Raw genomic sequence first — 20,829 nt, 5'->3', positions numbered from 1 at the left:
TGAATCCTCATTTTTAAGGTGAACAAAATTCATGCAGTAAAATGCATCCATCTGTGCAGAACGTGCTACAATAGGTACAAAATAAGCCGGGAGGGAAGTTTTATGGCAACAAAAGTCTTTTTTTACACCCTGCGCCCCTACGATGAGCTGGGCATCGCGCAGCGGCTGGCACCGCAGCTGGACGTTGAGTTTGGCTCTACGCAGGAGTATCCCACGCTGGAAAACGCTGAACTGGCAAAGGGCTATGATGCCGTGTCGGTAACGCCCTGTGATATGAGCACGCCCATGGTCAAGCGGTTTCACGAGCTGGGCGTAAAGTCCATCTGCTGCCGTTCCATCGGCTATGACCACGTAGACCGCGAGACGGCCCGGGAACTGGGCATGAAGGTGGCCAATGTGGACTACCCGCCAAACGGCGTTGCAAACTTTGCCATTATGCTCATGCTGATGAGCCTGCGCAAGGCAGGGCACATCCTCAAGCGCGGCGAAGCGCAGGACTACTCCCTGCAGGGAAAAATCGGCCGCGATATTTCCACCTGCACTGTGGGTGTGATCGGTACGGGCCGCATTGGCCGCACGGTGCTGCAGCATCTGTCCGGCTTTGGCTGCCGCCTGCTGGCCTACGACCTGTACCCCAACGACGAGGTAAAGAAGATCGCCGAGTATGTGCCGCTGGAGACCCTGCTGGCGGAAAGCGATGTCATCACTCTGCACACCAACGCTACGGAGGAGAATCACCATCTCATCGACACCAAAGCCATTGAGAGCATGAAGCCGGGCGTGACCATCATCAACACCGCCCGCGGCAAGCTGATCGACAGCGATGCACTGATCGCCGGGCTGGAAAGCGGCAAGATTGGCGCGGCGGGCCTGGACGTGCTGGAAAATGAGAACGGCCTGTACTATTATAATCGCATGGGCGATGTGATCCCGAATCCGGAGCTGGCGGCTTTGCGCAGCATGCCCAATGTGATCCTGACCGACCACACGGCTTTCTACACCCACGAGGATGTGGAGAGCATGGTGCGCGGTGTGCTGGAAAGCGCAGTTGCCTTTGAAAAAGGCCAGCCCACCCGGCATGATGTGACGGACCTTTGATTTGTCCGGCAGACGATTTTGAATGGCCGCCGTTGCACTCTGGCCATCTTCAACGGAAACAGTATTTCTGAATAGAGCAGATCCCGGCAGACTGCGGTCTGCCGGGATCTGCATTTTCACGGGAGGGGGTGCAGCGGAAAACGGCATTCCGTTTGCTTGAAGCATCTGCCGGTTGGGACCCTTCCGGTGAAAAAGGGATTCCTGAAAATCCGCAGATTTTCAGGAATCCCCAATAAAAAATAATTATTCCGCTAAAAATGCTCAGAGCAAAGCGGAGAGCATTCAAATGGTAATCAACCCAGACTGATGCCCATGCGGCGGGCGACGGTGAGCAGGTCGCAGTTCTCCGGCACGTTGCGGGTCTTGCCTGCAATGTCGGCCAGACGGTTCTCGGTGACATGGCGGTTCACCATGGCAACGGTCACGCCGTAGCGCTCGATCTCCACCAGCTTTGCCGCATAGCTGCCGAACTGGGTGGCCAGCACACGGTCGTAGGCGCTGGGGCTGCCGCCGCGCTGCATGTGGCCCGGGATGCACACACGGGTCTCCATGCCGGTTTTTTTCTGCACGGCCTGTGCAATGCGGTTGGTGGCGGTGGTGCCAAAGCCTGCCTCGGCGCGCTTTGCCATCCATTCCTTGCGCTTCATGCCGGCTTCCTCGCAGTTGATGGCACCCTCGGCCACAGCGATGATGGAAAAGTTGGAACCCTTCTTTGCGCGGCGTTCCACGGCAGAGCACACACGGTCGATATCATAGGGCTGTTCCGGCAGCAGAATAATATCTGCACCACCTGCAATGCCGGAATACAGCGTCAGCCAGCCGGCCTTGTTGCCCATGATCTCAATGCACATCACGCGGCTGTGGCTGCCTGCGGTGGTGTGAATGCGGTCGATCACATCGGTGGCAATGTCCACGGCGGTGTGGAAGCCGAAGGTCACGTCGGTACCATAGATATCGTTATCAATGGTCTTGGGCAGGCCGATGATGTTCAGACCCTCCTGCGAGAGCAGGTTTGCGGTTTTGTGGGTGCCATTGCCGCCCAGGCACAGCAGGCAGTCCAGCTTGGCTTCCTTGTAGGTCTTTTTCATGGCGGCAACTTTATCAATGTTGTCGTCCTCCACCACACGCATCATTTTAAAGGGGGTGCGCTTGGTGCCCAGAATGGTGCCGCCCAGCGTCAGGATGCCGCGGAAATCGTCCTCGCACATCTCCTTGTAGTCGCCGTTGATCAGGCCGCTGTATCCGTTCAGGATGCCAATGATCTCCACGTTATCGCCCATGCGGGCATACAGTGCTTTTGCTACGCCGCGGATGGTGGCGTTCAGACCCGGACAGTCGCCGCCAGAGGTCAGGATTCCAACACGTTTTTTCATTCAAAAGCCCTCTTTCATTTGGTATTCAGCGCCGCGCGTTCTGCCTTTCAAAGTCAGTCTGCCCGGAGACCTACCTGTTTATAGTATAAGATTATTCCGGATGGGGGCTGCTGTCAAGAGAAGCGCAGAAAATTTACACGCTTCCACGGTGCATTTCTGCGGGCAGGAGAACAGCGGGAAAACTTTTGCAGAAAAAATAAAAAAATGGTTGACAAGCGCGGGCCTTTTGAGTATAATATCCCTTGTCAGCAGCGCACGGCGCGGCAGACAAACTGAATAATGGGGATTTGCATAGTGGTAGTGCGGTAGACTCTGACTCTACTTGTGGGAGTTCGATTCTCTCATCCCCAACCAAGAAAACCGCAGTCTCAACTGGCTGCGGTATTTTCGGGGCATAGCGCAGTTGGTAGCGCGCCTCGTTCGGGACGAGGAGGCCGTGGGTTCAAATCCCGCTGCTCCGACCAAAAAGAACCAGTACACATTCGTGTACTGGTTCTTTTTTGTTTCCGCGCGGGATTTGAACAGGGCGGCGGTGCGAAGCACCGCAAACAAAGCCATAGTATGGCTTTGTTTAGCCCGTGGGTCCCACCGGCTAGGAATGTCTAACAGGGTGCATGCTGCTAGGAGCAGCGGGATCTGCAACCCGAAAAGTTTTGACTTGTGTTCTAAATATGATATACTGGAAAAGCAAAGCCATATTTGGCTGCAGAACGGACAAAAAAGCGAGGAAAAACAGAAACTATGCAGGAAATAAAAAAGAAAAAACGGGCGGTCGCGCTTTTTGTGATCGTTCTGATCTGCCTTTGCGGCTGGTGGGCTGTGCGGAAAGAGGGGTTCTTTCTGGATGAGATCTACTCCTACGGCCTTTCAAACAGCAGCTATGCGCCGTTTTTGAATTGGTATTATAATGGTGAGCATTCGTTTGATGGAAATCTCCCGGAAGCAGTTTTTGAACAACAGGATTTTGTGAATTATATTTCGGTTCAGAAAAATGATCGCTTCAACTATGCGTCGGTCTACTATAATCAGACGCAGGACATTCATCCGCCGCTGTTCTACTTTTTGCTGCACACGGTGTGCTCATTATTTCCGGGCAGCTTTACAAAATGGACGGGTCTTGGGATGAATTTTGTGCTGCTGGGCGGCACGCTGGCAGCGCTGTATGCGCTGGGCATGGAGCTGTTTGCAGACTGGAAAAAAGCATTGTTCGTCTGTGCATTGTATGCGTTCAACCGTGAAATGATCTCGAATGTGACGATGGTGCGCATGTATATGCTCATGACCTTGCTGACGATCCTGCTTGCGCTGCTGGTGGCAAAGTCTCTTCGCAGGCCGTCTGTGCCCAAATATCTTCTGATCGGTGTAACCATCTATCTTGGCATGATGACCCAGTATTTCTTTGTGGTCTATGCCTTCCTGCTGTGCGCAGCATATGACCTTTACCTGATGTTCCGGCGCGAATGGAAAAATGCTGCTGCATTTTCGCTTCCGGCACTTGCGGGCGTTGGCGGAATGCTGCTCACCTTTCCGTGCTGGTATACACAGCTGCACTCGCAGAATACGAACTCACTGGATGCTACAACGCGCAATCTTTTTGATCTGGCGCAGTACCCCAAAGGCCCGCTGGAGCTGATCGGCTGGAGCATCGTCGGCTTTGCTGTAGGCGCAGGCATTATGGCCGTGCTGATCCTGACGAAGCTGGGGCAGCGCTGGCTGTCGGGCAAGTTGCGCGGCACTACGCTGATCCCCGGGGATGTCAAGCTGATCACGGTCCCGGCGCTTGCTGCATTTCTGGTTATCGCGGTGATCTCGCCGTATAAGTCGCTGCGGTATGTGTACCATCTGCAGCCGCTGGAAGCGCTGTTTTGTGGCTGCGGCCTTTTCTCCATTCTGGATACGCTGCGTGCAGGCACCAGAAAGCGCATTCTGCAGATCGTGTGCCTTGCAATGGTCGTGCTTGCATTTGTGATCGAGCCGGAGCGCATGTACAGCGGTACTTATAAGATAGACAAAGAACTGGAACAATACAGTCAGGCCGCCTGCGTGGATATTACCGGGGACCTTGGCAGTTTCACTTCCGGCGTGCAGGAGCTTCTCAAATTTCAGGAGGTCTGTGTGGTGCCGGACGATTCCAGTGAGCTGCTGGTGCAGTATAACACCGGCGAAAATGATACGCTGGTGCTGTTCATTGGAGGCCGGGGGCTGTGGCAGTTCGTGACGGCAGAACAGGTGGAGCAGATCACGGCCCAGAACATGGAAACTGCGTGGAACGTTGCCCGACAGGGCGGCTATGAGGATGTTTCGCTGCTGACAACGCAGGAGTTTGAACAGATCTTTGTTTTGAAAAAGTGAACGCTTTGCGGCACAGCAGAAGGGAAAACTGCCTTTTTTGCGCGTGCTATATCGTTTTAAGGTAAAGTGTGCTAGAATAGTACTATCAACGATTCAGGAGGGTATCCCATGCTCAAACGACTGCGCAAAGCGCACCCGATCTTATTCTGCGTTCTGGCAGAAGTGGTCTTTCTGGCAAGCCTGTTTGTAACAGATCTTGTCTTTACCATTGCATTGGTTCTTTTTCGGACGGATTTTGCGTCCATTGATACATACCTCTACAGCACTCTGCAGGAGCTGGTGGGGGCCATGGTGGCAGTGCTGTTTCTGGTACGGACAGACCGTGCTGGGCTGCTGCGCCGCCGCGGCAGCGGCTTTTTCAATGGCCTGCTGGTGGGCATGTACCCGCTGGTGTTCATTGGCTACAATGCCTTTGGGTCGCTGGTGCTGGGCCGTCCGGAGAACGGCGTGCTGCAGCCTGCGGCACGCATCTGCACCTTCCTTGTCAGCATGGCCATGGTGGGTGTGGCCGAGGAATTCATCTTCCGCGGTGTCATTGCCCAGACCCTGCTGGAGCACTTTGGCACCAGCCGCGCCGGTGTGTGGAAGGCCTGCCTTTTGTCCGGTGTGCTGTTTGGTGCGGCGCACCTGACCAATATCCTCAGTTCGGCACCCTTCGGTGTGCTGATGCAGTGCGTGTTTGCAGCATCGCTGGGCACTCTTTTTGCGGCGATCTACTTCCGCACCGGCAATTTGTGGGTGACGGTATTCCTGCACGGTGCCATGGATATTTCGTCCATGCTCATCGGTGGGCTGTACGGCACCACTACCGTGGCCGATGCGGTGAGCGGCTACGATGCATCCATGCTGCTTTCGGTGCTGCTGTATCTGATCCCCACCGCAGTTCTGCTGCGCAAAAAGAAGCTGCCGGAGGTGCAGCTGTACTGGCACCAGTACGTAAAAAAATAAAGGCAGGATGCAAAAAATATCCTTGCATTTTGCACAGGGTTCTGGTATACTGTATCTGTTACCGTGGTACGGGGTTGGGAGTATGCCCGCTTTTTGGGAATGCCGTTTCCCGCCGCTGTTCCATTGGCACATAAAATTTTATAAAGAGGTATGTAACTATGAACAAGCAGGAAGTTATGGCCAAAGTCGCTCTGACCGAGAAGGACACTGGCTCTCCCGAAGTGCAGGTCGCTCTGCTGACCGCTCACATCAACGAGCTGAACGAGCACCTGAAGAAGAACCCGAACGATCACCACAGCCGCCGCGGCCTGATGAAGATGGTTGGCCGCCGCCGCAATCTGCTGGCTTATCTCCAGAAGAAGGACATCGAGCGTTACCGTGCTCTGATCGCAACTCTGGGTCTGCGTAAGTAATTTAAACAGAGGGCAGGTACCGCAAAGGTGCCTGCCTTTTGCTTTTGTATACAAATGGCAGCGGCTGCGTATTGCAGCAGTAAATCGAACGCCTGTGCCCCGAATGCTTTTTCATGGCGCGGACGGCTCACATCAACGGCAGAGACATTCCCCCGGTGGGGGAAATATCTCAAACAAAACCGGATGTGAACGGCATGGACGCTGGATTTATTGCTATGATGCGCGTGCCACCGCCTTTTGGATAGAAAAAATCCGAAAAAACAAGGAGGCAAAAACAATGGCAATTGAATTTGGTTCCCGCAGAGAGACCTTTGAGAACTACAAGGTCTACGAGACCATGCTGGCAGGCCGCCCGTTCAAGGTAGAAATGGGCAAAATGTGCGGTCTGTCCAACGCCAGTGCGCTGATCCGCTACGGCGAGACCTGCGTTCTGTGCAATGTGGTCATGAGCCCCAAGCCCCGCGAAGGCGTGGATTTCTTCCCGCTGAACGTCGAGTATGAGGAAAAGCTCTACGCGGCAGGCCGCATCCCCGGCAGCTTTATGCGCCGTGAGGGCCGCCCCGGTGAGCGCGCCATCCTGACCAGCCGCGTGGTGGACCGCCCCATGCGCCCGCTGTTCCCCAAGGAGATGCGCAACGACGTGTGCATCACCATGACCGTCATGAGTCTGGACCCCGACTGCAGCCCTGAGATCGCCGGTATGATCGGTGCTTCTCTGGTCACTGCTGTGTCCGACATCCCGTGGAACGGCCCCATCGGCGGCGTGCAGGTGGGTCTGGTGGACGGCGAGATCGTGCTGAACCCCACGCAGGAGCAGCGCAAGGTGAGCGACCTTGCCCTGACCGTTGCCGCCACCATGGATAAGATCGTCATGATCGAGGCCGGTGCCAACGAGGTGGACGAGGACACCATGCTGAACGCCATCAAGGCCGCTCACGTGGAGATCAAAAAGACCATTGAGTTCATCAACCGCATCGTGGCCGAGCGCGGTAAGAAGAAGATCGATTTTCAGGTGGTGGGTCTGGATATGGACGTGTTCCACGCCATCCAGAACAAGTATCTGGACGACTTCAAGGCCGCTATGGACACCGACGACAAGAATGTGCGCGATGCCGCTCTGCTGCCCATCATGGACAAGATCGCCGAGGAGTACCCCGACCTGACCGCTGCAGACCTTGATCTGGTCAGCTACAAGATGCAGAAGTTCGTGGTGCGCCGCTGGCTGCTGGACGAGGGCAAGCGCGTGGACGGCCGCGGCATCAACGAGATCCGCCCGCTGGCTGCCGAAGTGGGCATCCTGCCCCGCGTGCACGGCTCCGGTATGTTCACCCGCGGCCAGACGCAGGTGCTCACCACCTGCACTCTGGGCGGCACCAAGGACAACCAGCTCATGGACGACCTGACCGACGAGCAGACCAAGCGCTATATCCATCACTACAACTTCCCGCCGTACTCTGTGGGCGAGGCCCGCGCACCGCGCAGCCCCGGCCGCCGCGAGATCGGCCATGGCGCACTGGCAGAGCGTGCTCTGGTACCCGTGCTGCCCTCTCTGGAAGAGTTCCCCTACACCATCCGCTGCGTGTCTGAGGTGCTCTCCTCCAACGGTTCCACCTCTCAGGCATCCATCTGCGGCTCTACGCTGGCCCTGATGGATGCAGGCGTGCCCATCAAGGCACCCGTTGCCGGCATCTCCTGTGGTCTGATCACCGAGGGCGACCGCTGGATGACCATGCTGGACATTCAGGGCGTGGAGGACTTCCACGGCGATATGGACTTCAAGGTGGGCGGCACCCGCAAGGGCATCACTGCCATCCAGATGGACATCAAGATCGATGGCCTGACCTACGACATCATTGCCGAGGCCTTTGAGAAGTGCCGCAAGGGCCGCCTGTATATTCTGGACGAGATCATCAAGCCGGTGATCGCAGAGCCCCGCCATGAGCTGAGCCGCTACGCACCCAAGATGTTCAGCATGATGATCCCCACCGATAAGATCAAGGACGTGATCGGTAAGGGCGGCAAGGTCATTCAGGACATCTGCGCTACCTGCAACTGCAAGATCGACGTGCAGGAGGACGGCCATGTGTTCGTCTCTGCTGTGGATCAGGAGGACGCAAAGCGCGCCATCTTTACCATCAAGACCATTGTGGAGGACCCCGAGATCGGTGCCATCTACAAGGGCAAGGTGACCCGCCTGATGAACTTTGGTGCCTTCGTTGAGATCGCACCGGGCAAGGAAGGTTTGGTGCACATCTCCAAGCTGGACACCAAGCGTGTGGAGCGCGTGGAGGATGTGGTGGCTGTGGGCGATGCCATCGTGGTCAAGGTGACCGACATCGACCAGCAGGGCCGTATCAACCTGAGCCGCCGCGATGCCATTCTGGCGCTGGAAGCCAAGCGCGCCGAGCAGCAGGCACAGCAGCAGTAAACCCTGACTGCATAAAAGAAACCGAAAAAGAGGACCCGATGCATCTGCATCGGGTCCTCTTTGTTGTATCAGAATAAAATTATACTGTGCGGTACTTGCGATCCAGCGCCCAGCCGAATGCAAACAGCACCACACCGCTGACAGCCAGCACCGGCACGGGCCAGTTCAGCTGACCGGTCTGCGGCAGACCGCTCATTACCGGATTATCCGGGTGGCCCGGCAGAACGGGGCTGTCTGGATTACCGGGTGCTACCGGATGATCCGGGTGGCCCGGAGCCACGGGATTGTCCGGATGGCCCGGAGCCACGGGATTGTCCGGATTACCGGGAGAGACCAGGTTATCCGGCGGGGTAGGCGTATCAGGATGATCGGGCGTAGGCGGGGTAGGGGGCGTAGGCGGCGTGTCCGGCTTGGTGGGGGTGTAAGCACCCACCTTGGGGCTGGCATCCACCGTATAATTCCACTTGCCATCCTCCGCCATGGGCAGAGAGACAAGGAACGGATTGATCGGCTCATAGCCCTTGGAAGCCTCGGTCTGCACGATCAGATACAGGCCCAGCTCCAGACCACGGAAGGTTACGCTGCCGTCCGCATCAATGGTCTTTGTGGTGCCCTCGGCGCTTTGGTGCAGATACTCCTGCAGCTGGGCCGCAAGGGTGCTGTCGGTCAAATCACCCAGCGCAATGCCGCAGCCGTAGAAATCGCCGCAGTATTCGTAGCTCAGGTTGCCGTTTTGGCGCTTTACCTCGGCCACACGGTACAAAGTGAGCTTGCCGCCGCTCAGCGCCTTATCGTTGGCGCTGTCGTACAGCGTAACGTGGATGGTGCCGGTAGTGGGATTGCCGCTGCTGTCCACCAGCTTGATGTTTGCGCTGGTGGCAAGGGCAGGCAGCGCACTTGTTACCAGAAGGCACAGCACCAAAAGCAGGGCCGCAGCGTGCTTTTTGAGATCAGTGCGTTTCATGTTTTTCACCTCTTGTAGATTTGCGTTTGCGGTTGGAGAACAGCAGCCAGAGCAGCAGCACCAGCAGCAGGGGCAGTGCCATGATGGGAGCTGTGATGATCGGTTCGATCTTGATGGCATCGGCTGTTACACGGATGTGCTTGAGCTTGTCCGGCGTTTCGATGCGCCGTCCGCGCACCAGAAGGCGGTGGGAGTTGATGCCGTAGGGGGTGCAGGTCATCAGGGTGACGTAATCCCTGCCGTCCACCACCTTGAGGTTGTCGGTCTCGGTGGGCAGTACAATGGAGATCTGGTCCACCTCATAGGTCAGCACCCGGTCCAGCACCGTGATGGTGAAGGTGTCGCCCACTTCCAGCTGGTCCAGATTGGTGAACAGCTTGGCGCTGGGCAGGCCCCGGTGGGCCGAAATGACCGCGTGGGTGCTCTCGCCGCCCACCGGCAGGCTGGTGCCCTCCAAGTGGCCTGCGGCGATCTGCAGCACGCCATCGCTGGTGCCGTGGTAGATGGGCAGCTCCACACCGATCTTTTCAATGGTGATGTAGCCCATAATGCCGGTGCCGGTCACATCCAGCGTGCTTTCGTAGGTGGGAAAGCGCTGCGGAAAATACAACGCGTCCGGGTCGGCGGCGATCTGCGCATTGAACGCATCTGCCGCCTCGAAATAGGCGCTGTAGTCGGCATCGGTCAGATTGTCCACATCCTCGGCATAGGTGGCCACAGCACGGGACTGATGCAGCTGGTTGACGTAATCGCTGAGGGTGGGGTATAACATCACGGATAGACCCACGAAAAAGACGAGGATCAGGATGATGGTGCTTTTGTTCTTTTTCATGGGCTACTCCCTAATGTTATAAGGATAGGAGCGGGGGCCTTGCGGCCCCTTTGCTCCGGGTTCTTGGGGGAAATGGAGCTTACTTGTTCTCCATGCGCTTCTTGGTGACCAGCAGAACGATGGCCGCAACCATCAGGCCGCCGCCGACCACATAGAACAGGGTAGTGCCGATGCCGCCGGTGGAGGGCAGGGTAATGCCGCCGGCTTTGTTGTTGATGATGGTGGTAGACAGGGTGGAACCGTTCAGATCAACCTGATTTCCTTTGTGGTTTGCCTTGATGATCACAGGGGGTACATCGCAGGGATTGTAATCGGCAGGAGTTTTGGTCTCCTTCAGGTAGTAGGTGCCAGCGTCCAGACCTTTAACGTTGAACGTGCCATCCTCGGCAGACTTCATTTCAACAGCCTGTTTATTGGATGCGTTTTTGATGGGGTAGTAGAATTCGCCGTCTTGGTAGAGCTCCACTTCATTCTTATAATCCGCATCGCTGTACAGACGGAAGCCAACGTCCTTCAACTCGTTGCCCTTTTCAGCTCTATCGTGATACTTGGTGTTGTTCAGCTGGTAGGTGTACACATAGACTTCGCTTTCGGGAGTGTAGTTGGGAGTGTAGCCCCAGTATTCGCCGTCGGGTCTGGGGTTATTAGAGTACTGGAGCCGTACGCTGTTTTTGTTATCGGCAGAGCCATTGACAGCGGCATTTTCGTTCAGGTGTGCAGTATAGGTGACCGTAATAGTCGCGCCGTTATTCAAATTGAACTCTGGATCTTCAACACAGGTTTTGACATCAGGAATGCTTACCACAAAAGAGTGATCACTTTCAAGATGGCTAACATCAACGTTATACTTCGGAGAATCTTTGGGGATATCATAGGTGTGGCCATTGGAATTAATGACTACACTATCGAGTCTGTCATAAGTAATGCCCTTGGACAAGGTATCATTGAAGCGAACAGCGTACTCATTATAGTAATCGTAAGCACGGCCTTTTTCGCTTGCGGGCAACTTAGCGATCAGCCTGAACTGGAACTCTTCGTTGATCGCATGGTCAGCGGAACTGCCCCAACCGTTATTGTCACCCCAAGAGCTATTATCGTCGTTGTCGTAGACTTTCTTCTCAACAGTGGGCTTTACAACCTTAGGCGTAATTTGAACGTGATAGTGTGCTTTGTTAACCTTCAACAGGAAGGAATTGTAGGCATGATAGGAATCGCCATCGCTAAAGGGGCTAGTATCAACGATCAGATAATAACCTGCATCATCAAGTTCGAAGCCACCGGTGTGACCACCTTTTTTGACGGGTACCGAGTCTGCATTGGAATCCGTGTAGATATAGTTGCATACAAAACGCGCGAAAGCGATGCTGTTATCATCAGAAGTTTTCCAGTCCTTCATAACATCAACGACTTTCTGGAGGCTATCTGCGTTGGCAAACTCGCTGCTGAGGGTAGAATCTGCCCTCAATTTGGGCAGAAAATCCTCAGGATGAGGGATGTTTTTGCCCCACTCAACGTGGGAAATCTTCGTATTGTCATCACTAACATCACCCTTGAAGATCTGGAAGGCGTCGTACTCGTGTTTTGTGTCGAGGTCCTCCTTAGTGTCGTATGCAAACGCCGGGATCGCCATGGCGCACACCATGGCAACTGCCAGCAGTGCGGCCAGCAGCTTTTTGATTACTTTCTTCATCATGATTTGCGAAAGTCTCCTTTCAAGTTTTTCTGATTCCTATTTTCAGGGTCTGCTTCCGGCGCAGAATCAATTTTGCCGCCGTGTCAGGAAGGATGCAGGCTTTTTAACGTGCCCTCCTTTCGCGTCTGCGCTTTCTGCAAACCCCGCACACCAGAGCGGCAAGCATCAGCGCGCCGCCGCCTGCTGTATACAGTTTGGTACCGGCCCCGCCGGTAGAGGGAAGTTCGTAGTCGGACGGATCGGCCTGACTGGTGATCACAAGGCTGTCGGTTTTTACCGACTTTTCGGCATCATCGCTGATGGGCGTATCCAGAATCCTGATGTTATTGATTACTTCACCGTCAACAGCCGTTTCGCCAACGTCCTTCAGCTTGACGGTGTAGCGGATAGAATAGGTGCCTGCGGCAATGGGGGAACCGGCAGAACCCAAGGTGATCTTGCGCTCATCATTAACATTTTCCCAAGTGATGCCGAGCGTTGTATTGCCGTTTTCCATGCTGAGCTGGAGCGAGTCTTCGACATATTCGGCGGTTATGCCGGTGGGCAGGGTCATGCTGTCCGCAAGCGTCAGCGGGCCGGCCTGTTCGTTCTTGACCACAAGCGTAACAGTGTAATCCAGGTAGGCATCGCTGCCATCGTAGCGCGGGTCCTTCACGCTCTGGTTAAGGTCATAGTTCGTATCGTCTTTTTGATCCTCATCGGGGGTTTCATCCGGGTTGATGGTGATATCAAGGGCGTAATCTTTGTTGACCTCGATCTGATTAAAGCCGCTGCTGGTGACCTCGCTCTGGTTCCACTGGAAATTGAAGGCAACGTTGCTGGTGACCTTGGCATCGGAAGTATCCGCGCCTGCGGCTGTCTCCTCTTTCTGCTGGATATAGTTTTGGTCGTACCGCAGCACGGCGTACCAGCAGCCGTCATTCCCCTTGAGCAGCCGGTAGCTGCCGCAGGTGTCATAATTGCCGGTATCTTCCAGTTTGCCGGAGATAAGCTCATCGTTCAGCACATCAAAGCTCTTGGGCAGCTTAACATGGACACAGTAATCGTTGTCCTGGATCTCTTTGACCGGGATATCTGTGACGGTAAGGCTGCTGTGCAGAAGCTCCGAAATGGTGGTGACGTTGGTATCCTCGTATTCAGTGCCATTCTTGCGCTGCACCTTCAGAGCAGTGAGGTGATCCAGTGCATCCAGACCTTTGATGGTGGTAATGGCATCTGCGTCATCTTCAACTTTGTAATCCGGCGTAGCAACGCCATAATCGGCCTGCTGCGCATTTGCCACAGACACCAGCGTTGTTACCTGCGAAGCATTCAGCGTGACTTTAGCCACCTTGCCATCCACATCGCCGGAGATCACGGTCAGGGTGCCGAAATCTTCGTCCACATCGCTCACGATGCCAACGGTGCTGGCATCCACGGTGTATTCCTCAATGTGGGGCGCGGTGTCGGTGGTGGCCGCAGCATCCATGGAGAGCAGGGCAATGTCGGCATCGGCGGAATCATCCTGCACCTGCAGCGGCTGGCTTTCCGCGGCCACAGCCTTGGTCACGGTGCCATTGTAAATGACGATATCACCGGGCATTGCGGCATCAGACGGCAGATCACCGTCAAAATCCATGGCATAGCCGCTGCCGGTCTCTTCGTTGTACAGCGCGCTGCGCAGCTGGCTGTGCAAAGACAGCACGCTGGAAACCTGCGGGATAGCGCTCTGGGGGATATCGGCATATTTCAGGCAGTAGGAAAGGAACATCACGTCCCATGGGCCGTAGTCGTTGCCGTAGTCATTGCCGTAGCGGGTGTAGTGGCGCACGGTCTCGCCGTCGGCATCGTCCAGCTGGAAGTTGCGCTCGCTCTGCTCATATCCCAGCTGGCTCTCGGCTACGGCCAGCAGGTCGTCGGCCCAGTTGCCGCTCAGCGTGGTGCCGGTCTGTGCCAGCCATTCGTCCTCGTCCTGCGTGCCGTCCAGCGGGTCGGACAGGCAGTTCACCGTGTGGTGATGCTCCGGCAGGCCGCAGACCAGCACTTCCTCGTAGCAGGCATCGGTGTGGTGGTGCACCGGGGGCTCGGTCACAGGATCGACCACCACGGGCTTTGCGGCCACCGGCTCCTCAAACAGGGCCACCGGGTCATAATCGGGGTTCACTTCTTCTACAAGCTCGCCCTCTTCCAGACCGCACACCAGCTCATAGGTGGTGGTATAGCAGCTGTCGTCGTGGGTGTGCTCGAATTTATCGCAGATGAAGGTGACACCATCCTCATCAAAACAGCTGTCGTCGTGGGTGTGCTCTTCTTCCAGGCAGGTCAGCTCCCGCACTTCCTGGTAGCAGTCGTCGGTGTGCTCATGGGGCACAAAGATGTACTCCGGCTCTGCGGAATGGGCTGCAATGCCGGGATCATCCGCATCCACGCCCAACGCATCATCATCCATGTCGAATGTATCATCAAAAGACATGCCGTCGTCCGTCATGGTGGCGTTCCAGTCCTCCGGTTCGCCTTCCTCATAGCCGCACACCAGCTGCTTTTCATAGCAGGCAGCAGTGTGCTCGTGCTCCAACTCGCCGCACAGATATTCGGCCGTTTTGGCAATGCCCACGCCGTGCAGCTGCCAGTTCACGAACAGGCTGGTGGTAAGCGCCAGTGCCAGCAGCAGCGCAGTATAGCGTCTGGCGCGCTGGTGGTTCCGACGGAACTTTTTCTGATATTCTTTCACGATATCCCGCATGATTCCTAAACCTCCTTAGTGGATCAACGAGAAGTTGGACAAGGGCCATACCCGCAAAAAAACCTTGCCTACGATCTGACTTTTTTCCACACAGCCGATCACACTGCTGCGGCTGTCAATGGAGGTGGCCCGATGGTCACCCAGTACGAAATACCGGTTTTCCGGCACCTGATAGGGAAATTTGATGTCGCATTCGCCCAGAGCCAGTTCATCTACATATGGCTCATCCAGCGTCTGGCCGTTCACAGTGACCACACCGTCCTCGTCCAGTTCGATCACATCACCGGGCAGGCCGATGATGCGCTTGAGCAGAAGCTTGTTCTGCCAGTAAAATCCGCAAAGGTCGCCGGTCTTCATGTCGCTGCTCTTGACCAGCAGAATGATGTCCCGGTCCTGCAGAGTGGGGTTCATGCTGTCGCCGGAGACCTGCAGCACCGGCAGAAACAGGGTGGCCAGCAGCACGGCAACGGCTGCGACCACCAGCAGCGTGTAGACCGTGCTGCGCAGCACCCGCATATAACGGCTGCGGTAGGCCAGACGTTCGCGCTCTGCTTCCACCTCTGCTGTGGATGGAATGGGCGTGAACCTGATCTTTTGCTCTTTCATTTGGCACGCTCCTCCGGCAGGAATTCCGTGCTGTGATAGCCGTCCAGCAGTTCGCTGGCCCGGCGGTCAAAAGCGGCCCGGCGCTGCTGGATCTCCTGCTGCGTCCGGGCAAGCATTGCCTTGCAGTCCGCTTCGGTCTGGGCGCGCTTGCGTGCGGCGGCTTCCGTTTCCGCGTCGCACTGCTGCTGGGTGCGGGCCTTCAGGTTCGCAGCCTCGGTCTGTGCCTGTGCAAGGATCTGCTGGGCTTCGGCTTCCGCCTGAGCGCGCAGAGCGCTGGCAGCGGCATCGGTGTTTTTGTTTGCTGCGAGCACCGATGCAACGTATTCATCAGCCGCAGCCTGCGCCGCTTCAAACACCTTGTTCAGCTCCAGTGCAGCCTGCGCAATGGAACCTGCGTTTTCAATATGGATCTGCCGTTCCTGCAGCTGGGCAGACAGGGCAGCGTTTTCTGCCCGGAGCCGGTCCTCGCTCTGCTTGAGCGCCAGAATGATCTCGACTAATTCGGTGCGGCGCATGTGCCGCAGTTCACGGTCTGGCATAATGATCGATTTCTCCCGCAAAAAGTGGTCGGATTAGGCGAACGAAAACTTTCGACAAATACGAAAATTTTCGTACCACAAAACCACATTTGATATATCAGTTTTCGGCGCGACAGCGCCAGTTTGATGAATGACCTTCCACCTTATATGTTAGCACAGTATGCGTAACAAAAGCGTAACAAAAATGCCTTTTCCGTGCATTTTTTTGCCAAAGCCAAAGAAAAATTGTTTCTTTTGATGTAAACGATTAAAATGCGTTAAAAACAAAAAGAACTGTCCCCACAACGGAGACAGTTCTTGAAAAACAGATGAAAATAGAAGCCGGATCAGAAGCTCTTCAGCAGATCGCCCAGAGTCAGGAAGGACTGGTAGATCACGTTGACATTGTTGATGATGGAGCTTGCACCGGAGAAGATGCGGGCAATGGCGTTGAACACCTTACCGACATTCAGGAAGCTGTTGTAAGCGTCGCGGGCACCACCGTCCAGATAGACCATTTCCTCTTCGCTGATGGAGGCATAGTTTGCGGGCAGTTTCATAGTAGACATGGAGATTTTCCTTTCTATTGATAAAATTGATACAGTGTGTGAAAAGACTTAAATAAAGGCAGCCACGGCCAGCGTGGTGATCAGAGCACCGGCTACCGTCAGAACGCTCAGAATCGGGCCGTCATCGTATTCCTGCGCGGTCTGTTCCGGCTGAGCGGGCGTGGATGTGCTGGTGGAAGTGGTGGCATTTTTCACGGTCCAGTGTGCGTACACAGTGGTATCACCGGTAAACACCGTAGAGGTGCTGATTTTTGTGCCGCCCACCGGCTCGGTATACCAGCCGTCAAAGGTGTAGCCTTCCAGCGCAGGCTGCGCGGGCAGGGCACTGAGTTTGCCGCTCAGATTGGTGGTGACTGCCACAGCGGAGCTGCTGCCGCCCATGGCATCCAGACCAATGGTGTAGACCTGCGAATCCTTGTCTTCTGCGGCAAAGGCAGAGGGCAGTGCACAGCAGAGCAGTGCAGCGCTGAGCAGACCGAGGACCAGCATTTTCAAGATCTTTTTCATATGACTCCTCGCTTTCCTGACAAATTGGGATGTGGTGCCTGCCGGGAACGGAAACACCAGAACAGACCTCGATGTCCCCGCCATGAGGCAGTAGACGAAAAAGCCGGGAAGAGGAGGTTTATTCAATCCTATATTTACCACATATAGCGTAACAAAAGCGCAACAAAATGGGCGCATTTTGTTATTATGATGAAAAAAATTGGTTTTTCACAAATTGCAGGCTGTAAAAGGCGGCACAGAGCCGCCGCAAAAGCGGAAAAGTGGAACCTTCCCCTTGTGAAAAAACAAAGAATATGGTATAATATCTTGCACGATGCGCCATCGCCAAGCGGTAAGGCAGGGGACTTTGACTCCCCCATCGTAGGTTCGACTCCTGCTGGCGCAATCAAAAGCCCCGTCATCCTGAAAAGGCTGACGGGGCTTTTTGCATCACTTTTCCACAAAATGCGGCTGAACGGTGCAAAGCTCAGCGGCGGCGGATCTTTCTGGTGGGCTTGCGGCGGTTCCAGTTGTTCAAAAGAACCCACGCAAAGTAGATGATGATGGAAATAATACTCAATGTTATTACAACTTTGAGGTACAGACTGCCTAAGAATTCCTGAAAACGCGCCACAGTGAACAGCAGCGGGTTGCGGCTGACATCCTGCCCGGCGATCAGGTCCACCACGCCAATGGTCTCACCGGCAAGCTTCAGCTCCACGGTACCCACCACATCGCCCTGCTGGACAGGGGCACACACGGAATCCGGCAGGTGGAAATATTTCTGGGTCACGCTGCCGTCGCCGGTGGAGGGCAGCAGGGTCATCATGCTGTCGGCGGGATACAGCTGCAGGGAGCTGGTATCGGAGGAATACTTCACCGGGATCTCGGCCAGCGTAAGGTCGGTGTCCAGCGCGGCCTGAATGGAAAAGCTGTCGAACACCCAGTCCATCAGCTTCACGGTCTCGCACAGGGCCGGGCGACGGTTGGCGTAGCCGAAATCGTCGCAGGTGTCCGGGCTTTGCATCACGCAGAAAATATAGGTGGCACCATCCTTATTGGCCCATGAAACATAGCTCTGATTGCCACTGTCGCTTTTGAATGCGGTCACATCGCACATGCCGCCCTGCATGGCGCTGCGGTAGTATTTGCCGCCGCTGGATTTGCTCAGCGCGGCATTCTGGCTGACCAGAACAGACGAAGAACGGTGTTTTTCTTTGGCGGGCATGGTAAAGCTGGGCGCACCGGAAACCTCCACAAAGGCATCAAAGCTCATCAGATAGCGCAGGATCAGGTACATATCCACGGCACAGGTCACGTTGCCGCTGCTGATGCCGCAGGCATCCGTCCAGGTGCTGCCGGTGGTGCCGATGCGCTGGGACAGGGTGTTCATCTGGCTCACCCAGCCCGCGAGATCGCCGCCGGAAAGGGCATAAGCAAGGCCCATGGCGGCTTCGTTGGCGTTGCGGGTCAGCATGGCGTACATGGCTTCGCGGTAGGTAAAGGTCTCGTTGGAGCGCATATCGGCGTTGTTGGTGTTATAAACGTAATCCGAGATGGCAAAGGGCATCTGGAAGGTGTCGTCCAGATGGTCGGCATAGTTGGTCAGCAGCAGGGCAATGGTCATGTACTTTGTCAGACCACCGGCGGATACCTGCTTTGTGCTGTCCTTATCATAGACGATGATATTGGTATCGGTGTTGACGATATAGGCACTCTGTGCCTGCACCTGATAGACCGGGGTGGGATCGAACATAGCCCCGGCGGGCAGCACAAGGCAGCTGAACAGGACAGCGAACGACAAAACCAGCGCAAAAATACGTTTCATGTGGACAATTCCTTTAAAAAGCGATAATATAAAACAACAGGCAGCACGGCACAAGCGCCGTGCGCCGGGTAAGAACGAGATCACAGCGGAAGGCTGTATTCTTTATAATAACAGGTTTGGCGGGGTGTGACAAGGCTTATTGTGCCGATTTCACATCCGGTCAGGGAGGACAGGAATGGTATATCTGACAGGGGACACCCACGGCGACATCGACCGCTTCAAGCACGGCAAGCTGCGCTGGCTGGGCAAACGGGATACCGTGGTGGTACTGGGCGACTTTGGCTTTGTGTGGGACGGCAGCAAGGAGGAACAGAAAAAGCTGGATTGGCTGCGCAAGCGCCCGTATACCCTGCTGTTTCTGGACGGCAGCCACGAAAACTACGACCTTTTAAAGCAGTATCCCACCGAGGAACGCTTTGGCGGCAAGGTGCAGGCACTGGGCGGCAATGTGTACCATGTGTGCCGCGGCAGCGTGCTGGAATTGGAGAATAAAAAATACCTGTGCTTTGGCGGTGCGGAAAGCCAGGATGTGGAGGATCGGGAACCCGGCGTGAACTGGTGGAGGGAAGAAATGCCTTCGGAGGAGGAATACGCCTTTTGTGAGGAGAACCTTGCAGCGTGCGATTACAAAGTGGATTATGTGCTGACCCACGATGCGCCAAGCAGATTTTTGGATTTTACCGCCCTTGCCAGCGGCGAGACCAACCAGCTGCACAGCTTTCTGGATAAAATTTTGTTGAAGCTGACCTACGACAAGTGGTTTTTTGGCTGCTACCATAAGGATACCCAGCTTTCCACCAAAAGCCGCTGCGTGTTCTGCGATGTGATAAGCATGGGCGAACGGCACGCAAAGCGTTCCGTTCGATAACAGGGGCCGCTGCACCAGCCGTGCAGCGGCTTTTGCATTTGCTGTTGCTTGTGCGCAAAAAAACTCCGGATCAGTTCATGGCTCCGGCTTTCTCGAACATCTGCTGCACCTGCTGTTCCAGCAGTGCGTGCTCCGGCGCTTCCAGCAGCGGGTCGTCGGCCAGCATGGCAACGGCTTCCGCCTGCGCAGCGTGCAGGGTGCGGGTGTCGTTCATCAGGTCGGCGATCTGCAGGGTGGGCAGGCCGTGCTGGCGGCTGCCGAAAAAGTCGCCGGGGCCGCGGGTCTCCAGATCGTACTGCGCCACCGCAAAGCCGTCCGTGGTGCTGCACAAAAATTTCAGCCGCTTTTGTACGTTTTCGCTTTGGTTGTCGCTGACAAGAAAGCACCAGCTCTCCGCTACACCGCGTCCCACGCGGCCGCGCAGCTGGTGCAGGGCGCTCAGACCGTAGCGCTCTGCGTTTTCGATCACCATTACGCTGGCATTGGGCACATCCACACCTACCTCAATGACGGTGGTGGACACCAGTGCGTCCAGCCGTCCGGCTTTGAAGTCCTCCATCACGGCAGCTTTCTCCTTGGGTTTGAGCTTGCCGTGCATCAGGCCTACCCGGCGCTCCGGCAGCAGGGCTTTGGCAATGTCCTCGTAGTAGCTCTTAACGGCGTTCAGCCCGCCATCCGGTGTGTCCTCGATGGCGGGGCAGACCAGATACACCTGCCGCCCGCGCCCGATCTCCTGATCGAGAAAATGGTAGAGGTCGCGCCGCTTTTTGCCGGTGATGCAGCGGGTCTTGACCGGTGTGCGGCCCGGCGGCAGCTCGTCCAGAATGGAGATGTCCAAATCGCCGTAGATGAGCAGGCCCAGCGTGCGGGGAATGGGCGTTGCGCTCATCACCAGCAGGTGCGGATTCGCGGCCTTTTCGGCCAGCATTCCGCGCTGCCGTACCCCAAAGCGGTGCTGCTCGTCGATCACGGCAAGACCCAGCCGGGCAAATTCTACGCCTTCGCTGAGGATGGCGTGGGTGCCCACCACAAGGTCGGCTTCGTCGTTCCGGATGGCGGCAAGGGTGGTGCGGCGTGCAGCGGCCTTCATGCCGCCGGTCAGCAGCGCCACTCGCATCCCGAAGGGGGCAA

The 20,829-nt window shown here is 55.9% G+C and carries 17 protein-coding genes and 3 tRNA genes; 9 read left to right on the top strand and 11 right to left on the bottom strand.

Going from position 1 to position 20,829, the window contains the following annotated elements:
- The first annotated feature begins 102 nt into the window (after positions 1–102).
- On the top strand, positions 103–1,098 hold the full coding sequence (locus QZL71_RS06580) for a D-isomer specific 2-hydroxyacid dehydrogenase family protein (RefSeq protein ID WP_294648319.1): 996 nt from the start codon (positions 103–105) through the stop codon (positions 1,096–1,098).
- Positions 1,099–1,391: 293 nt separating this feature from the next.
- Here QZL71_RS06580 and QZL71_RS06575 read toward each other — a convergent pair whose 3' ends face one another.
- Positions 1,392–2,471, bottom strand: coding sequence for a 6-phosphofructokinase (locus QZL71_RS06575; protein ID WP_097776657.1), 1,080 nt, complete (start codon positions 2,469–2,471; stop codon positions 1,392–1,394).
- Positions 2,472–2,751: 280 nt separating this feature from the next.
- Here QZL71_RS06575 and QZL71_RS06570 point away from each other — a divergent pair.
- From QZL71_RS06570 to QZL71_RS06545, 6 genes are all read left to right on the top strand, one after another.
- Positions 2,752–2,825: transfer RNA gene (locus tag QZL71_RS06570), tRNA-Gln, on the top strand.
- A gap of 34 nt (positions 2,826–2,859) precedes the next feature.
- Positions 2,860–2,935 (top strand) — tRNA-Pro (locus tag QZL71_RS06565).
- Between the two features lie 277 nt (positions 2,936–3,212).
- Positions 3,213–4,823 carry a glycosyltransferase family 39 protein gene (locus QZL71_RS06560; protein WP_294648318.1) on the top strand — a complete coding sequence of 537 codons (1,611 nt, stop codon included), beginning with the start codon at positions 3,213–3,215 and terminating at the stop codon, positions 4,821–4,823.
- A 108-nt stretch (positions 4,824–4,931) separates the two neighbouring features.
- Positions 4,932–5,771, top strand: a complete 840-nt coding sequence (locus QZL71_RS06555; protein ID WP_097780845.1) for a CPBP family intramembrane glutamic endopeptidase — start codon at positions 4,932–4,934, stop codon at positions 5,769–5,771.
- A gap of 158 nt (positions 5,772–5,929) precedes the next feature.
- The gene (rpsO, locus tag QZL71_RS06550; protein ID WP_005933138.1) at positions 5,930–6,184 is read left to right on the top strand and encodes a 30S ribosomal protein S15; all 255 of its coding nucleotides are present in this window, start codon (positions 5,930–5,932) and stop codon (positions 6,182–6,184) included.
- Between the two features lie 277 nt (positions 6,185–6,461).
- A complete protein-coding gene (locus tag QZL71_RS06545; RefSeq protein WP_294648317.1) occupies positions 6,462–8,612 on the top strand; it encodes a polyribonucleotide nucleotidyltransferase in 2,151 nt (716 codons plus the stop codon).
- A gap of 79 nt (positions 8,613–8,691) precedes the next feature.
- On the opposite strand, the gene QZL71_RS06540 is transcribed toward QZL71_RS06545, so the two are convergent.
- From QZL71_RS06540 to QZL71_RS06505, 8 genes are all read right to left on the bottom strand, one after another.
- Positions 8,692–9,576, bottom strand: a complete 885-nt coding sequence (locus tag QZL71_RS06540) for a SpaA isopeptide-forming pilin-related protein (RefSeq protein WP_294648316.1) — start codon at positions 9,574–9,576, stop codon at positions 8,692–8,694.
- Positions 9,563–10,408, bottom strand: coding sequence for a class C sortase (locus QZL71_RS06535; protein WP_294648315.1), 846 nt, complete (start codon positions 10,406–10,408; stop codon positions 9,563–9,565). The genes QZL71_RS06540 and QZL71_RS06535 overlap by 14 nt, the downstream gene beginning before the upstream one ends.
- Before the next feature lie 79 nt (positions 10,409–10,487).
- On the bottom strand, positions 10,488–12,101 hold the full coding sequence (locus tag QZL71_RS06530; protein WP_294648314.1) for an isopeptide-forming domain-containing fimbrial protein: 1,614 nt from the start codon (positions 12,099–12,101) through the stop codon (positions 10,488–10,490).
- 103 nt (positions 12,102–12,204) lie between these two features.
- Positions 12,205–14,823, bottom strand: a complete 2,619-nt coding sequence (locus QZL71_RS06525) for an LPXTG cell wall anchor domain-containing protein (protein WP_294648313.1) — start codon at positions 14,821–14,823, stop codon at positions 12,205–12,207.
- 15 nt (positions 14,824–14,838) lie between these two features.
- Positions 14,839–15,429, bottom strand: coding sequence for a signal peptidase I (lepB, locus tag QZL71_RS06520; RefSeq protein ID WP_294648312.1), 591 nt, complete (start codon positions 15,427–15,429; stop codon positions 14,839–14,841).
- On the bottom strand, positions 15,426–15,968 hold the full coding sequence (locus QZL71_RS06515) for a hypothetical protein (RefSeq protein WP_005945339.1): 543 nt from the start codon (positions 15,966–15,968) through the stop codon (positions 15,426–15,428). The genes lepB and QZL71_RS06515 overlap by 4 nt, the downstream gene beginning before the upstream one ends.
- A gap of 326 nt (positions 15,969–16,294) precedes the next feature.
- On the bottom strand, positions 16,295–16,516 hold the full coding sequence (locus QZL71_RS06510; protein WP_223388047.1) for a hypothetical protein: 222 nt from the start codon (positions 16,514–16,516) through the stop codon (positions 16,295–16,297).
- A gap of 48 nt (positions 16,517–16,564) precedes the next feature.
- The gene (locus tag QZL71_RS06505; RefSeq protein ID WP_242960021.1) at positions 16,565–17,023 is read right to left on the bottom strand and encodes an InlB B-repeat-containing protein; all 459 of its coding nucleotides are present in this window, start codon (positions 17,021–17,023) and stop codon (positions 16,565–16,567) included.
- A gap of 314 nt (positions 17,024–17,337) precedes the next feature.
- On the opposite strand from QZL71_RS06505, the gene QZL71_RS06500 reads away from it, so the two are divergent.
- Positions 17,338–17,408, top strand: a tRNA-Gln gene (locus QZL71_RS06500).
- An 81-nt stretch (positions 17,409–17,489) separates the two neighbouring features.
- On the opposite strand, the gene QZL71_RS06495 is transcribed toward QZL71_RS06500, so the two are convergent.
- Positions 17,490–18,830, bottom strand: a complete 1,341-nt coding sequence (locus QZL71_RS06495; RefSeq protein ID WP_294648311.1) for a D-alanyl-D-alanine carboxypeptidase family protein — start codon at positions 18,828–18,830, stop codon at positions 17,490–17,492.
- A gap of 175 nt (positions 18,831–19,005) precedes the next feature.
- Between QZL71_RS06495 and QZL71_RS06490 the strand changes: the two genes are divergently transcribed.
- Entirely contained in the window at positions 19,006–19,698 is a 693-nt protein-coding gene (locus QZL71_RS06490; protein WP_097773889.1) for a metallophosphoesterase, read from the top strand.
- Between the two features lie 70 nt (positions 19,699–19,768).
- Here QZL71_RS06490 and QZL71_RS06485 read toward each other — a convergent pair.
- Positions 19,769–20,829, bottom strand: a 1,061-nt coding sequence (locus QZL71_RS06485; protein ID WP_294648310.1) for an ATP-dependent DNA helicase RecG, incomplete at its 5' end; no start/stop codon positions are given.

It is taken from the genome of uncultured Faecalibacterium sp. (genome assembly GCF_900066275.1).
In the GTDB taxonomy this organism is placed as follows: Bacteria; Bacillota; Clostridia; order Oscillospirales; family Ruminococcaceae; genus Faecalibacterium; species Faecalibacterium taiwanense.
This window is presented reverse-complemented; position numbering and strand designations above follow the sequence as displayed.